12 protein-coding genes are annotated in these 15,768 nt (G+C 65.9%); 7 read left to right on the top strand and 5 right to left on the bottom strand.

What is annotated here, in order from left to right; genetic code table 11:
* Nucleotides 1–987: 987 nt before the first annotated feature.
* The 6 genes from B5V03_RS33495 to B5V03_RS33470 all read left to right on the top strand — a co-directional run bounded on the left by B5V03_RS33495 (nt 988) and on the right by B5V03_RS33470 (nt 8,956).
* The gene (locus B5V03_RS33495; protein ID WP_433995363.1) at nt 988–2,430 is read left to right on the top strand and encodes an efflux transporter outer membrane subunit; all 1,443 of its coding nucleotides are present in this window, start codon (nt 988–990) and stop codon (nt 2,428–2,430) included.
* Complete coding sequence (locus tag B5V03_RS33490; RefSeq protein ID WP_129274646.1) at nt 2,427–3,665, top strand: efflux RND transporter periplasmic adaptor subunit; 1,239 nt, start codon at nt 2,427–2,429, stop codon at nt 3,663–3,665. The genes B5V03_RS33495 and B5V03_RS33490 overlap by 4 nt, the downstream gene beginning before the upstream one ends.
* Nucleotide 3,666: 1 nt before the next feature.
* Nucleotides 3,667–5,628 carry a MacB family efflux pump subunit gene (locus B5V03_RS33485; protein WP_129274645.1) on the top strand — a complete coding sequence of 654 codons (1,962 nt, stop codon included), beginning with the start codon at nt 3,667–3,669 and terminating at the stop codon, nt 5,626–5,628.
* A 90-nt stretch (nt 5,629–5,718) separates the two neighbouring features.
* On the top strand, nt 5,719–6,432 hold the full coding sequence (locus B5V03_RS33480; protein ID WP_129274644.1) for a response regulator: 714 nt from the start codon (nt 5,719–5,721) through the stop codon (nt 6,430–6,432).
* Nucleotides 6,429–7,757: an ATP-binding protein gene (locus B5V03_RS33475; protein ID WP_129274643.1), complete on the top strand. Its 1,329-nt coding sequence runs from the start codon at nt 6,429–6,431 to the stop codon at nt 7,755–7,757. The genes B5V03_RS33480 and B5V03_RS33475 overlap by 4 nt, the downstream gene beginning before the upstream one ends.
* Before the next feature lie 59 nt (nt 7,758–7,816).
* Nucleotides 7,817–8,956, top strand: a complete 1,140-nt coding sequence (locus B5V03_RS33470; protein WP_129274642.1) for an MFS transporter — start codon at nt 7,817–7,819, stop codon at nt 8,954–8,956.
* Between the two features lie 6 nt (nt 8,957–8,962).
* Here the strand turns inward: B5V03_RS33470 and B5V03_RS33465 are convergent, their stop codons facing one another.
* Nucleotides 8,963–9,952, bottom strand: a complete 990-nt coding sequence (locus B5V03_RS33465) for a Bug family tripartite tricarboxylate transporter substrate binding protein (RefSeq protein WP_129274641.1) — start codon at nt 9,950–9,952, stop codon at nt 8,963–8,965.
* A gap of 370 nt (nt 9,953–10,322) precedes the next feature.
* Here B5V03_RS33465 and B5V03_RS33460 point away from each other — a divergent pair, with 370 nt between their 5' ends.
* A complete protein-coding gene (locus B5V03_RS33460; RefSeq protein ID WP_433995362.1) occupies nt 10,323–13,100 on the top strand; it encodes an ATP-binding protein in 2,778 nt (925 codons plus the stop codon).
* A gap of 10 nt (nt 13,101–13,110) precedes the next feature.
* On the opposite strand, the gene msrA is transcribed toward B5V03_RS33460, so the two are convergent.
* From msrA to B5V03_RS33440, 4 genes are all read right to left on the bottom strand, one after another.
* Nucleotides 13,111–13,626: a peptide-methionine (S)-S-oxide reductase MsrA gene (gene msrA / locus B5V03_RS33455; protein ID WP_129274639.1), complete on the bottom strand. Its 516-nt coding sequence runs from the start codon at nt 13,624–13,626 to the stop codon at nt 13,111–13,113.
* Between the two features lie 135 nt (nt 13,627–13,761).
* On the bottom strand, nt 13,762–14,184 hold the full coding sequence (locus tag B5V03_RS33450) for an OsmC family protein (protein ID WP_129274638.1): 423 nt from the start codon (nt 14,182–14,184) through the stop codon (nt 13,762–13,764).
* 166 nt (nt 14,185–14,350) lie between these two features.
* A complete protein-coding gene (locus tag B5V03_RS33445; protein ID WP_129274637.1) occupies nt 14,351–15,052 on the bottom strand; it encodes a VOC family protein in 702 nt (233 codons plus the stop codon).
* A gap of 31 nt (nt 15,053–15,083) precedes the next feature.
* A complete protein-coding gene (locus tag B5V03_RS33440; protein ID WP_129274636.1) occupies nt 15,084–15,752 on the bottom strand; it encodes a sensor histidine kinase in 669 nt (222 codons plus the stop codon).
* Nucleotides 15,753–15,768 lie beyond the last annotated feature (16 nt).

Genomic DNA, 15,768 nt, shown 5'->3' with positions numbered 1-15,768 from the left:
CGCCTTCGCGGGCGATGACAGCGAGTGTATAGTCGCAGACACGCCTTCGCGTTCTCGCGGCGCAATTCGCCCGAGCTTTGCTTCATCTCTTCACCCTCTTAGCCAAGAGGGCGCAGGGAAGGCCGGGTGCTGACCTCGCACCCGCGGTCCGCTGCGCGAAAGGTAGCGCAAAAGAACCGCACAGCAGCATACAGGTGGTGCCAATCACTCGGCCTTCCCTGCGCGATGGTCGGACGGCTTATGCCGTGCTCTCCCGGGAGCCGAGTTCCTTCTGGCCTCCCTCGTCCCGCGAATTGGATGATGCAGTCTGCCCGGTTGGGCTCGCTCGCACCTTCGCGAAGACTTGACCGTAGCAACGACGGCCAGGACCACACGGTTTTGCCGTACGCACGGCCCGCCATTTCGCCGCAGTATTTCCAGCCCTGTCGACGGAGCCGGAAACTTACCGACGAGACGAAGCCTGGCAGCGCCGCTCATCCGCACGCGGTTTCGGGCTCACAGGGACTACCCGCCCTGCCCGCACCATGTCGTGCCGACGCTGCTGCGTCCACCGCAAGCCCGGCTCGCGTATCGTGACGACAACATGATCGCCCCTCAAGGATGAGCCGGGATGGGCGACACATACGACAAATCCGAATTTCGGTAAAGCGGAATATTTTCGCGCGAGTGGGTTGACAGCCCGCGCAGGTGTTTTGCCCGACGGGCACCCTGCCGCCGGCGCCGAGAAGCGCCGTAACATCTGTTTACATTCAGCAACATTCGGGCTGCCGAAAGGCCACGATCACCCGGCTAGTGGTTCCTGCCTCGTACTGCCGAGGGAAATGGGCACCCTCCTTCCGAGGGCAAGGCCAATGGATTTCCGCCGATTTGATGCCGTCACACTTGTTCGTCCTGGTCCCCGTGTTACCCGCAAAGGAGAACCATCATTCGACGCCCACCTTGTTGCGTGCCACCCTGTCGCGCGCCAGATCGGCCTGCGTCGCGCTGATGCTGGGCGGCACATTGACCGGATGCGCCGTCGGCCCGGACTATTCCGGCCCGCCCAGGCTCGACATGCCTTCGCACTGGAGTGCCAGATCGACCTCCCGGCGCCAGACCGGCACGCTGGACCGCTGGTGGCTGCGTCTGCGCGATCCCATGCTCAACCGGTTGATCGAGCAAGCCGTCGAGGCCAATCCTGACGTCGCGAAGGCCAAGGCGGTCGTACGCGAAGCGCGCGCGACGGTCCAGCAGACCAGCGCGGGCCTGTTTCCATCCGTCAGCGGCTCCGCCTCGGTGACCGACAACAAGACCAGTTCGGGCTCCGCCTCGGCGGTTGTCGACAGCGCGCCCTACACTCTGCATCAGGGGAGCTTCGATTCGAGCTGGGAGCTCGACCTGTTCGGCGGCACGCAGCGAAACATCGAGGCCGCGGTGCGTGGCGCGCAATCGGCCGACGAAGATCTGCGCGACAGCCTGGTCACGCTGATCGGCGACGTCGCCGCCTATTACGTCGAGGCGCGCGGCTACCAGGCGCGGATCGCGCTGGCGCAGCGGACATCGGTCTCGCAGCGCGATACCGAAAAGCTCACCCGCAGCAAATACGAGGCCGGCAGCGGCAACGCCGTCGATCTCGCCAAGGCCACCGCGCAAGCCGCGAGCACGGAAGCGAACGTTCCGACCTATCAGGCCGCGCTCGCGGCCGACATCCACCGGCTCGGCATCCTGCTCGGGCGGCCTCCCGACGGCGTCGCCGCGCTGATGGCACGGACTGCGCCCGTGCCGGCGCCGCGCATGCCGTTGCCGACGGGACTGCCGGCCGATCTGCTTCAGAGCCGGCCCGACGTCGCCAGCGCCGAGCGCAAGCTGGCGCAGGCGACCGCCAAGATCGGCGCGGCCGAGGCCGACCGCTATCCGGCGGTGTCGTTGACCGGCTCGGTCGGCACCTCCGCGCTGCGCGCCGGCGATCTCGCCAAATATTCCAGCGTGAGCTGGTCTGTCGGACCCTCGGTCACGGTGCCGGTGTTCGATGCGGGCAAGCGGCAGGCCACGGTCAGGATCGCAGAGGCGCAACGCGACCAGGCGTTCGCGACGTTTCATTCGACCCTGCTCACCGCGCTCGAGGACGTCGAGAACGCGCTGGTGTCGCTGTCGCAGGAGCGCGTGCGCGCCACCAAGCTGACGGAAGCCGCGAAGAACTATCGCGAGGCCGCAAAACTGTCGCGATCGCTGTTTGAGACCGGCAGCGCCAGCTTCATCGACGTGCTCGACGCCGAACGCTCGCTCTATTCGGCCGAGGATTCGCTGATCCAGAGCAAGGTGTCGGCGGCCAAGGATTACATTTCGCTGGCCAAGGCGCTCGGCGGCGGCTGGTCCGATCCGGTCGACGTGGCAACGCCAATCATCGTGGACGGCAATACGGGACCGCACATGCGGGAGGCGTTGAAGTGACCGGGTTCATCACCGTCAAGCGCGTGAAGATCGCCGCCGCGATCGTGACGGTCGTTGCGACCGGCGTCGTCGCGGCTACACGGTTGCCGGGAACGTCGAGCAAGGCGCAATCCTACATCACCGCGCCGGTCACGGTCAGCGATCTCCGCGAGGAAGTTCTGGCGAGCGGCACGCTCAAACCGGCGCGGCTGACCGCGGTCGGCGCACAGGTGTCGGGCCGGATCACCGCACTCAACGTCCGCGTCGGCGACACGGTCAAGGCCGGCGACGTCATCGCGCAGATCGACCCTGTCACCAAGCAGAACGATTTGCGCAGCTCGGAAGCCTCGCTGAAGAACTACCGTGCGCAGAAGGACGAGAAGGAAGCCGCGCTGGTGCTGGCCGAGGCCAACCTGGCGCGTCAGCAGGCGACCCTGGCCCAGCGCGCGACCTCGCGCAGCGATTTCGACAGCGCGGATTCGACGGTGCGCCAGACCCGTGCGCAGATCGTCGCCCTGGAGGCCCTGATCGTGGGGGCCGAAGCCAGCGTCGAGACGGCCAGGGTCAATCTCGAATACACCCGCATCACCGCCCCGATCGACGGCACGGTGCTGGCGACCGTGGTGCAGGAGGGACAGACGGTCAACGCGGTGCAGTCCGCGCCGACCATCGTCGTGCTCGGCCAGCTCGAGACGATGACGGTGCGGGCGGAGATCTCCGAGGCGGACATCGTCAAGGTCAGGCCGGGGCAATCGCTCTACTTCACCATTCTCGGCGACCAGGACCAACGCTACGAGGCCAAGCTGGAGCAGATCGAACCCGCGCCCGAATCGATCAAGAATGACGCCAGCTTCTCCTCGACCACGACGTCGAGTTCGAGCTCCAGCACGAGCTCGTCGAGCTCGACCAGCACGGCGATCTATTACATCGGCGTCTTCAACGTCCCCAATAAGGGGCTGTCGCTGCGGACCTACATGACCGCGGAGGTGCACATCATCACCGGCGAGGCCAAGCGCGTGAAGGTGATACCGGCGCTGGCGGTGATGCGGAAATCCGACGGCCGCAGCACGGTGCGCACCCTTGCCGCGTCGGGTGACGTCAGCGAGCGCGAGGTCAAGACCGGCCTCAACGATCGCACCACCGTCGAGATCAGATCGGGTCTCGACGAGGGCGAACGGGTCGTCACCGGAGAGGCCAACGAGCAGACCGCTTCGCGCGGCATGCCGGGCGGCCCGCCGGGAGGCGGAGGTCCCTGACATGACCGATCCGATCATCGCGCTCGAAAATGTCCGGCGGGAGTTCACGGCCGGCGACACCCAGGTGGTCGCCCTCGACGATCTGTCGCTGAGCATCCTGCCGGGCGAGATGGTCGCGATCATCGGTCAGTCCGGGTCGGGCAAGTCGACGCTGCTCAACATCCTCGGCTGTCTCGACCGTCCGACGTCGGGCGCCTATCGCGTCGCCGGCAAGAACGTCTCCGAGCTGGATGCGGATGCGTTGGCGGCGCTGCGCCGCGAGCATTTCGGCTTCATCTTCCAGCGCTACAATCTGCTCGGCGACCTCACCGCCGCCTCGAATGTCGAGATCCCCGCCGTCTATGCCGGCTTGAAAGCGCGCGAACGTCGCGCCCGCGCAGAGCAGCTTCTCACAAGGCTCGGTGTGAACGACCGGCAGGGCCATCGCCCGAACCAGCTCTCCGGCGGCCAGCAGCAGCGCGTCTCGATCGCACGCGCGCTGATCAACGGCGCTGAGGTCATCCTGGCGGACGAACCGACCGGGGCGCTCGACCGACGCAGCGGCGAGGAGGTGTTGAGAATCCTGAAGGAGCTGCATCGCGAGGGGCGGACGATCATCATCGTCACCCACGATGCCGATGTTGCCACACGCGCCGAACGCATCATCGAGTTGCGCGACGGCAGGATCGTCGCCGACCGCCGCACGGAGGCGGCGGGCGCATCGGAGCCGACCGCGCCAGTCCCCCGGGCCGCATGGGACAGCGGTGCCGGCTGGTCCGGCGCATTGGGGCGTTTGCGCGAGGCCTCGCGGATGGCGCTGGTGGCGATGGCCGCGCACCGGCTGCGCGCCTTCCTGACCATGCTCGGCATCATCATCGGCATCGCCGCGGTGTCATCGGTGGTCGCGCTCGGCAACGCCTCGCAGCGCAAGGTGCTGTCCGACATATCGAGCCTCGGCACCAACACCATCGAGGTGTTTCCAGGCAAGGACTTTGGCGATGCCCGCGCCGGCAAGATCAAGACGCTGGTGCTCGACGATGCCCGCGCGCTCGGCCGGCAGGGCTTTATTGCCGGCGTCACGCCGACGGTCTCGACCAGCACGACGGTACGCTATCGCGGCAACGAGTCCAATGTCCTCGTCAACGGCGTCGGCGAGAGCTATTTCCAGGTCAAAGGTGCAAAACTCGCGAAAGGACGTCTGTTCGACGACGACGCCGTGCGCAACATCGAGCGCCACGTCGTCATCGACGACAACACCCGCAAGACCTTCTTCGCCGACGACCAGACCTCAGGCATCGGCCGGGTCATCTGGCTCGGCAAGGTGCCCTGCCGCATCGTCGGCGTGATCGCCCAGCAGCAGGGCGGGTTCGGCTCGAACCAGAACCTGTCGGTCTACCTGCCCTACACCACCGTGCAGGCTCAGTTCACGCGCGACCGCGCGTTGCGCAGCATCCTGCTACGGATCAGCGACGAGGTCTCGACCAATCTGGCGCAGGACGCGGTGACGACACTGCTGACGCAGCGGCACAACACCAGGGATTTCGTCATCCTCAACACCGACGATATCCGCCGCACCATCACCAGCACGACGCAGACCCTGGCGTTCCTGGTGGCGGCGATCGCGGTGATCTCGCTGGTGGTTGGCGGCATCGGCGTGATGAACATCATGCTGGTGTCCGTGTCGGAACGGATCAGCGAGATCGGCGTGCGCATGGCGGTCGGCGCCAGGCGCAGCGACATCCTCCAGCAATTCCTGGTGGAGGCGACGCTGATCTCGTCCATCGGCGGCATCGCCGGCATCCTGATCGCGATCCTGCTCGGCCTCGCCATCAACGTCGCAGCGCCGGGATTCCAGGTCACCTATTCGATGTTCTCGATCGGCGCGGCGTTCCTGACCTCGACCGGGATCGGGGTCGCCTTCGGCTTTTTCCCGGCCCGCCGCGCCGCCTTCCTCGACCCTGTAGTGGCCTTGAGCCGTGACTGACCGTAGGATTGCACCATGACCGTAGTTGTTCGGACGCGACAATCGTCCGCAAATCGATCAACGATCGGCGCCCCCGATGCGATATCAATCATGACCAACGGAACGCCAAGCATCCTGATCGTCGAGGACGACCGGCCAACCCGCGACCTGATCGCGCGTTACCTCGGCGAGCATTCGTTCTCGGTCAGCGCCGTCACGAACGGCAAGGAGATGGATCGCCATCTGTCGCAGAACCGGACCGATCTGATCGTGCTCGACCTGATGCTACCGGGCGAGGACGGGCTGAGCCTCTGCCGCCGGCTGCGGATGGAGACCACGACGCCGATCATCATCCTCACCGCAAAGGGCGAGGACCTCGACCGGATCCTCGGCCTCGAAATGGGCGCCGACGATTATCTGCCGAAACCGTTCAACCCGCGCGAACTGCTCGCCCGGATCAACGCGGTGCTGCGCCGGCAATCGAGCGGCCTCACCGCCGCCTCCACCGCGACGCGCCTGACATTCCAGGGCTGGATCATCGATCTCCGCCTGCGGGAATTGCGCGACCCCGAAGGCGCGCAGGTGCCGCTGACCAGCGCCGAGTTCGATCTGCTGCAGGCCTTCTGCGAGCGCGCCGGCCGCGTTCTCACCCGCGACAGCCTGCTGAACATGACGCGCGGCCGTCCCGGCGGAAGCTTTGGCCGCAGCATCGACGTGCTGGTCAGCCGGCTGCGCCGCAAGCTCGACCGCAGCGAAGACACGTCCGTGATCAAGACCATCCGCACCGGCGGCTACATCTTCACGCCGGTGGTGGTGGAGGCATGAGGCGCGCCGCAGACATCGTGGCGCTGTTCAGCTTCAGGCGGATCAGCGGTCAGATCGCAGCCCTGGTCCTGGTTTCGCTGATCCTGATCCATGTGCTGATCGCCGGATATTTTCTGCTCAACCGGCCGAAGCTGCTGGTGGACAGGCCGCTGGAGCAGTTTTCGCTGATCGTTCGGATCATCGCCAATACGCCACAGGCCGAGCGGGCGACCGTCCTGGAAAGCGTCAGTCGAACCTTCCCTGCCCTGAAGCTCCGGTTGCTGGAAGGCGTTTCCGCTTCCACCGTACCATTGCCGGAGCGGACGCTGAACGTGCTGTCGCCGCTCGACGGTGAGGTCGACCTCATCCGCGGCGGCACGTCGGAAGACGATCGAGTGTGGTTCCACCTTTCGAAGGACGACGTGCTCGAAGCCACGATCGGATCGCCCAAAATTCCGGCTTTCGTCAGCGGGCTGTGGACCTCCACGCTGCTGTTCCTGGTGGCGAGCGTCACGCTGCTCGGCGTCTGGGCCGGCCGCGCGCTGTCCTCGCCGCTGTCGGCCTTCGCGCGCGCGGCGGAGAATTTCAGCCTGAACCGGTCGTCGCCGCCACTGCCCGAGAATGGCCCGGAGGAAATCAAATCCGCAGCGAGAGCGCTCAACCGGATGCGCGAGCGCATCACCGCGCTGATGAACGACAGGACGCGCATGCTCGCGGCCATCAGCCACGACCTGCGTACGCCGATCACGCGGTTGCGGCTGCGGTCGGAATATATCGAGGACCCGACCCAACGCACGCAGACCGTGCGCGATCTCGACCAGATGCAGTCGATGCTTGAATCTGTGCTCTCCCTGCTGCGCAACGAAAGCCCGGTCAAGCCGACGCTGGTGGACGTGGCGGCGCTGCTGCAAATGGTGTGCGAGCAGTTTTCGGATTCCGGATTTGCCGTGACCTATTCCGGCCCCGCGAGAATCACCTTCGTCCTGCGGCCGGACGAAATCATCCGCGCCGTCACCAACCTCGTCCAGAACGCAACGCGCTTCGGAGCCAGGATCGACGTCGCGCTGCTGACATCAGGGCAGCAACTCGTCATCGACGTTTCCGATGATGGACCTGGCATTCCCGACGAAAGGAAGGCGGCGATGCTGGAGCCCTTCGTGCGCGGCGAGGAAGCCCGCACCATGGACGAGACGGCCGGATTTGGCCTCGGCCTCTCGATCGCGCAGGCAATCGTGACCGCGCATGACGGGACCCTTCAGCTGCTCGACAACGAGCCCACGGGCCTGCGCGTCCGCTTGCAGCTATCGAATGCTGCCCTCGACAATTCGGGCGCGTCTCGGACATAAAGACGCGGCAATCGTGGGGCTTGTCGATTGGCCCCGCCACTGCTTCTCCCGGAGTTCTCATGCTTTCTGCCGACCGGCCGGCGACGCGCCTTGCGACGCGGCTCTCCTTTCTCGTTGCGGGCTTCGGCATCGCGTGCTGGGCGCCGCTGGTGCCGTTCGCGAAGGCGCGGCTCGGCGTCGACGACGGCGTCCTCGGACTGCTGCTGCTCAGCCTCGGCATCGGCTCGGTCGTCGCGATGCTGCTGACCGGAATCATGAGTGCGCGCTACGGCAGCAGGCCGATCATCATCGGGGGCGGGCTCGGCCTGGCGGTGGTCTTGCCGCTTCTGGCGGTCGCGAACACCTCGGTAACGCTGGCTGCCGCGCTGTTCGCCTTCGGTGCCGCACTCGGCTCCATCGACGTCGCCATGAACATCCATGCGGTGGAGGTGGAGCGCGATGCGGGCCGCCCGCTGATGTCGGGCTTCCACGCGCTGTTCAGCATAGGCGGCTTCGCCGGATCGGCCCTGATGACCGCGCTGCTCTCGCTGCAGCTCGGCGCGCTCGCCTGCACGCTGATCTGCTCCGTACTCATGCTGATCGCGATGCTGCTGACCGCACCGCGCCTGCTTCGGTCGGTGCAGGTGCAGGACGGACCGCTGTTCGTGCTTCCGCACGGCTCGGTGCTGCTGCTCGCACTGCTCGGCGCGATCACTTTCCTTGTCGAAGGCGCGATGCTCGACTGGGGCGCGTTGCTCGTCATCGGCGCGGGCCTCGTCTCCGAGGCGCAAGGCGGGATCGGCTATATCGTGTTCTCGATCGCGATGACGATCGGGCGGCTCGGCGGCGACGCCGTCGTTGCACGCGTCGGGGATCGCACGACCCTGGTCTGGGGAAGCATCATTGCGATCGCGGGTTTTATGGTCCTGCTGACAGCTCCGGTTGCGGCGGTCGCCATCACCGGCTTCCTGCTCATCGGCCTCGGTGCGTCGAACCTCGTGCCGGTGCTGTTCCGCCGCGCAGCCAGGCAAACCGTGATGCCTACCGGGCTCGCCGTCGCGGCGATCACCACCGCGGGCTATGCCGGCATCCTGATCGGTCCCGCCGGTGTCGGCTTCGTCGCGCGTCTTGGCGGCTTGCCGATGGCATTCTGGCTGCTCGCCGCGCTGATGGGTCTCGTTACGCTGTCGGCACGCATCGTCACCCGCAAGGGCGCCTGATCAGCCTCACAGATTGCTCAGCCCAATCGATTTGATCACGGGCGCCAGGCTTGCCGTCGTCGCGTCGATGATGCGCTGGAACTTGTCGGGACTCGAATCGCTGTCCGGCTCGATGCCCTGGGCACGATAGCTTGCCTGCAGCGCCGGATCGGCCATGGCGAGGCGCGTCACCTGCGCGATCCGGTCGATGATCGCATCGTCGGTGCGTCGGGGTGCGAAGATGCCGAACCATCCCTCGTAACGGAGATCCGGCATGCCGGATTCCATGGCGGTCGGAATCTCCGGCGCACCGCTCAGCCGCCTCTCGCTGGTGACCGCCAGCAGCCTGATTTTCCCGGTCTCGCCCAGTTGCTTCAACTGGTCGGACATCACGCCGATGACGAGCGATATCTGGCCGCTCGCGAGGTCGTTGGTCGCCTGCGAAATGCCCCGATACGGCACGTGGACCAAGTCCAGCGTGCCGGCCTGCTGCTTGAAGGATTCGCCAACCAGATGATTGCCGGTGCCGATGCCGGGCGTCCCGTAGGACAGTTTTCCCGGGTTGGCCTTCGCGTAGGCGATCAGCTCACGCAGATCAGTGGCGGGCACCGACGGATGGACCGCGAAAACCAGCGCAGTGCTGATCAAGCGATAGATGGCGCGAAAATCATCGACAGAATAGCCGGGGTTTTTCGAGGTCAGGGGAATGATGACCTGCGTGCTGCCATTGCCGAGCAGCAGCGAGTAGCCGTCAGGCTCCTCTCGCGCGACCGTGGCAGCTCCGATCGCGCCGCCCGCACCGCCGATATATTCGACGAAGGTCGGTCCAAGCAGCGACGACATCTTGTCCACCCAGGGACGCCCGATCTGGTCGCCTGCTCCGCCGGCGCCGTACGGAAGCACCAGGCGAATCGGACGGGACGGATAGTCTGCGGCTTGTCCGCGGCGTGGAAGGGCGGTCAGCGCCACCGCGCCTGACAACGCATGGACGGCCTGTCGCCGCGAGTAGGAGGGCATATCTCAATTCCGGAAGCGGGTGTCACTGTCGAGGCGGGACCGGCTCCCGACCGTCCCATCGCAGCAATTCTCGATCGCCGTCAATGCTCCATCCGGGTAAGAGCCCGGCCATTATCGGTCCGGCGTACAACGTAAGTCATTACGTTTAAGGCGTTATTTCAAACAATCAACCGACCCACGCCATCCACGCAGGGCTGCCAGACCTGCCCCACTCCCTTTCGGCCAGTTTACTGTACGCATCGTTCTGCTAGAGCAGAAAAGTAATACCTTTTGACTCCCGTCGCGGGGGCAATGGCGCGTGCCAATACTTAATAACGAAAACTCGGCCATTTCATTTGGGCCATTTCGGCTGTTTCCAAAATCGCGTCTCCTGCAGAAGGACGGCGCGCCGCTTCATGTCGGGGGCCGTGCGCTCGACATTCTCATCTTCCTGGCCGAGCGCCCCGGCGAAGTCGTCGACAAGCGAGAGCTGGTCAAGCGCATCTGGGCCGACGTCAATGTCGACGAGGGCAGCCTGCGCTTCCACGTCGCAGCGCTGCGCAAGGCACTCGGCGATACCGGCAAGTCGGCCCGTTATGTCGTCAACGTCCCCGGCCGCGGCTATTGCTTCGTCGCCTCGCTCGCCCACGTGGCCCCGCCGGCCGCGCAGCCTGCACCGATCTCCGGCGAGATCGCGCCCCTTCGCTCCCTGCCCATTCAGCTCGCGAAGATGGTCGGACGCGAGGAGGTCATCGAGAAGATCTCGAACGGACTGTCGCTCTATCGTTTCATGACCGTGGTCGGCCCGGGCGGCATCGGCAAGACCGCGGTCGCCGTCACCGTCGGGCATCGCCGCTCGGCCGATTTCGGCGGGCGCGTGTTCTTTGTCGACTTCGGTCCATTGCGGGATTCCAGCCATATCGCAACGAGCATCGCCTCCGCGCTCGGGCTGACCATCAGCGCGGAGGATCCGACGCCGGCCCTGCTGACATTCCTGAAGACCGGCCCCGCTTTGCTGATCTTCGACAGTTGCGAGCATGTGCTGGATGCGTTGGCCCCGCTCGTCGAGCGCTTCGTTCGCGACGCGCCGCAGCTGCGCGTTCTCGCAACCAGCCGCGAATCGTTCCGGAGCGAAGGCGAGCGCATCTTCCGGCTCTTCCCGCTGGATTGTCCGCCGGAGCGCGAGGATCTGAGCGTCGAAGAGGTCCTCGGCTACCCCGCGGCTCAACTCTTCGTGGAGCGCATCGCGCAGAGCTCGGGTCCGTTCCAGCTCAGCGCCGAAGAAGCTCCGCTGGTCGCGAGCATCTGCCGCCGGCTCGATGGCATCGCGCTCGCGATCGAGCTCGCGGCGGGCCGCGTCAATGCGTATGGCATCGCGGGCACGGCATCCCTGCTCGACAGCCGCTTCTCGCTGCAATGGCGCGGACGGCGCACCGCCGTGCCGCGGCACCAGACGCTCGCCGCCGCGCTCGACTGGAGCTACGATCTCCTGCCCCCGGCCGAGAGCGCCACCTTGCGGCGACTGTCCGTCTTCGCCGGCCCCTTCGCGCCAGACGCCGCCGCCACGGTTGCTGCGGGCGAGGGCCTGAGCGTCTCGGAAACCCTCGAGGCGATCGACAGTCTGGTCACCAAATCCCTGATCTCGCCGTCGGGGTCGCGGACGCTGCGCTACCGGCTACTCGACACCACGCGCTCCTACGCGCATGGCAAGCTCAACGAGCTCGGTGAAACCAGGCAGGTCGCGCGGCGCCACGCCGAGCATTTTCGCGACTTCTTCGCGCGTGCGGAGACCGACACATCGACGCCGCAGCCGGAATGGCTCAGCATCTATGGCGCGGAGCTCGACAATGTGCGCACGGCATTGAACTGGGCCTTCGGTCCCGACGGCGACGCTGCGCTCGGGATCGCGCTGACAGCGGTCGCGGTGACGTTGTGGATCCGCCTGTCGCTGTTCGCCGAATGCCGCGAGCGTGCCAAAACAGCCCTCGCCGCACTCGGCGATACCGGCAACGACCGTCTCCGCATGCAGCTGCTGTCGGCGCTCGGCTGGTCGCTGATGTATGGCGAGGGCCGCGCGCGCGAAGCGCGCCCGATCCTCGAGACCACGCTCGAGCTCGCCGACAGGCTCGACGACAAGGACTTCCGCCTGCGCGCGCTCTGGGGCTTGTGCATCGACCAGTTCAACAACGGCCAGTTCGGCAAGGCGCGCGCGCTGGCCGATCGGTTTGCGAACGCCGCGGCGAACTCGCCCGACAAGACCGACCCCATGCTGAGCGACCGGCTGATGGCCGTCGCGCTGCACTATCTCGGCGACCAGAACGGTGCGCGCGTTCGCATCGACCGCGTCAATGCCTCGCTGCATGTCCTGACGGAGAAGCCAAAAATCTTCCCGCTCGACTTGCGAATATCCACGCAATATTTCCGCGCCCGCATCCTTTGGCTGCAAGGTCTCGCCGACCAGGCCCAGGCGCTCGCGGCCAGAAACATCGACGAAGGCCGCGCCAACGACCACGCATTGACCTTCTGCAGCGTGCTGGGACAGGCGGCCTGCCCGATCGCGTTCTGGGCGGGCGATTTCGACGCCGCGGAACGTCACGGCACCGAGCTGCTCGAACACACCGAGCGCCACGCGATCCGGCTGTGGGGCCTGTGGGCCCGTGCCTTCAATGCGGCGGTCGCGGCGAAGCGCGGCAGTGCGGCGGCCGGCCTGCCGCTGCTGCGCGAAGAGCTCAACCGCGCCGGCGATGCCCGCTTCCTGCCGCGCTTCCTGCCCCTGCTCGGCGAACTCGCCGCATGTTTCGGGGAGGCCGACCAGGTCGACCGCGGCCTCGAGATGATCGGGGACGTCCTCGCCCGCTGCAACGACCGGCAGGAGCTCTGGTATCTGCCGGAGCTGATCCGCATCAAGGGCGAGTTGATGCTCCGGAGCGCGCGGCATGCGGGCGACGCCGAAGCGCGCTTTCGCGAGGCCATGGAGATGGCCGCTCAGCAAGGCGCCCGCTTCTGGGAGCTGCGCTGCGCGACCAGCCTCGCGCGCTCCATCATCGGTGCGGGCCGGAGCGCGGACGCTCTGGCTATGCTGGAGAAGGTCTCCGGACCGTTCACGGAGGGCGCCGACATCGCCGACATGCGCGCTGCCCGCGATCTGATCGCGCAATTGCGGACCTGACCGTACGCGCTCAGCCTCCCACGGCGGCCGCGCGCCGCGGCAGCTTCCAGTCGGGCCGGATGAAGTGGCAGGTGTAGCCGTCGGGATAACGCTCGAGATAATCCTGATGCTCGGGCTCGGCCTCCCAGAACTCGCCGGCGGGCGCGACCTCGGTCACCGCCTTGCCGGGCCAAAGGCCGGACGCATTGACATCGGCGATGGTGTCCTCGGCGACCCGCTTCTGCTCTTCGCTGGCATAGAAGATCGCCGAGCGGTAGCTCGTGCCGAGATCGTTGCCTTGACGGTTGAGCGTGGTCGGGTCGTGGATCTGGAAGAAGAACTCCAGCATGGTTCGAAAACTGGTCTTCGCCGGATTGAAGATGATCTCGATCGCTTCGGCGTGGCCTTCATGGTTGCGGTAAGTGGCGTTCTTGACGTGGCCGCCGGTGTAGCCGACGCGGGTCGAGATGACTCCCGGCTGCTTGCGGATGAGATCCTGCATGCCCCAGAAGCAGCCCCCGGCCAAAACTGCGCGCTCTGTCGTCATCTGTCCGCTCCCAACTGTCTGTCCGTTCTGCGTCTCATATATCATAAGCCCTCGGCGGCCCCGCCGAAAGCCGGGCAGTTCGCCTATGTCCACCCGGTTCCGAGAACCGGATGGACAGCGATCGAACGCCAGCCTCTATCCCAGCTTGGCGTCGAGCGTGATGGCGGCATTGAGCACTTTCGACACCGGGCAGTTTTTTTCGGCCTCGCCGGCGATCTTGGCGAATCCTGCATCGTCGAGATTCGGCACCTTGGCGCGCAGGGTGAGCGCCGACTTGCTGATCTTGAAACCCTTGCCTTCGGGCTCCAGCGTGACGGCAGCCTCCGTCGAAAGCTCATCCGGCGTGAAACCCGCCATCTGAAGGCCGAAGGCCAGCGCCATGGTAAAACAGCCGGCATGGGCGGCTGCGATCAATTCCTCGGGATTGGTGCCCTTCTCGTTCTCGAAGCGGGTCTTGAACGAATAGGGCGTGTCAGCGAGCACGCCGGATTCGCTGGAGATATGGCCAGTGCCATCGCGGCCCGTGCCCTTCCAAACTGCAGTTGCCTTGCGGATCATCGTGGTTCTCCTTGTTTGATTTCAGCACCGGCGCTCCGTACCGAAGGAAAGCGACATTGGCACGACCGCCCTCGCCGTTCCAACCTGCCGAACGCCGCAGCGGTTCCGGCAAGGCGCGTGCGATGAGGTCAGTCATCGCGCGCCGTAATCGGAGAATGTCGCAGCTTCAGGACGGCAGCGGCTGGCCGGCCTGCTCGCGCACGATGTAGTCGGCGTACCAGTCGGCCCAATTCTCGTCGTGACCGCCGGTCCGCTTCTCGTGCTCGCCATGCGCCGCCGCCGCGCGGCGCAACGTTGCGGCGAGATCTGCTGTCGAAGCGAAATTCGTACCGTCGGCCTCGATGCGCCCGGGCAGTCGTGTGGTAATTTCCTGGAACAGCCAGCCATTGCCGTCGGGATCGGTGAACGAGGCGAATGAGCTGTAGCTGCCGCGCTTGGGATCAGCACCGCTGACGCGAACGCTGCCGAACAGATATGGCTCGTCGGGTCCGGCGTGAACATCGCCAGCGCCGTGGAACGGCTCGCTGACCTCGATGCCGCGACCGAGCAGATCCTGTCGTGCGGCCTCCAGATCGGAGACAATCAAGTACAACCCGCGCACCGAACCGGGCGCCGCCGCTGTGACGTTCTTGCCGAAGATCACCGAGCAGGCCGAGCCCGGCGGCGTAAACTGGATCACGCGCCACTCCTCGCCGGAGGCGAAGTCGGCATCCAGTCGCCAGCCGAGTCGCGCATAGAACGCCTTGGCGCGGTCGACATCGGACACGGGTATCACGACGATCTCGAGCTTCATATCTACGCTGCGCGATGTCGAAGACTTGTTCAAGGACTTGGCCGCGGCGGCGCGGTCGATTTCGAGTGTGGTCATGTCGAACTCCCGGATTTGAGTTGAGACGATTTCAAGCGGCGGCCGGCATCACGATGGTCACGCGCGTACCGCCCTGTCCCGCCTCGCCATGCAGCCGAGCGTCGATGCTGCGTGCGAGCCCTTCGAGGATGCGGCTGCCGATGCCCTGGAGCGGCGCGGTCGCGCCGATGCCGTTGTCGGCGACCGTGCAGACCCAGGCGCCGTCACGGCGCGCGACCTCGATGCGGATCATCGCACCGCTCTTGTTCGGAAAGGCGTGCTTTGCCGCGTTCGTAACCAGCTCCGTCAGCATCAGCGCGAGCCGATGGCATTGCGATGCCGGCAGCGTACCGCTCTCGATCGCGGCCTCGCAACGGATTCCCGCCGGCTCCAGCACCGCTTCGGCGATCGCGCCGCAGAGATTTTCGAAGAAGGCCTCGACGGAGACCATCGACGGTTCGCCGCTGTCGGACAGGAGCTGATAGAGCCTGCCGAAGGCCACGATGCGCCGCTCGAACCGATCCACTGCGCCTGTCATATCCCTGGTGCCCGCCCGCGAAAAATCGCGGCGAACTGACGCACCGAGCAGCGTCAGCGTGTTCTTCATGCGGTGGTGGGACTCCCGCAGCACCAGCTCCCAATCACGCGACTGATCGTCAGGACTGCCGACGAATTGAGATCGAACGGCGCCGCCGCTCGGCATGGAGCCGATACCGGACATGATAGCCTCCCCGTGG

The organism is Bradyrhizobium betae, from assembly GCF_004123905.1.
GTDB classification, from domain to species: Bacteria; Pseudomonadota; Alphaproteobacteria; order Rhizobiales; family Xanthobacteraceae; genus Bradyrhizobium; species Bradyrhizobium betae_A.
This window is presented reverse-complemented; position numbering and strand designations above follow the sequence as displayed.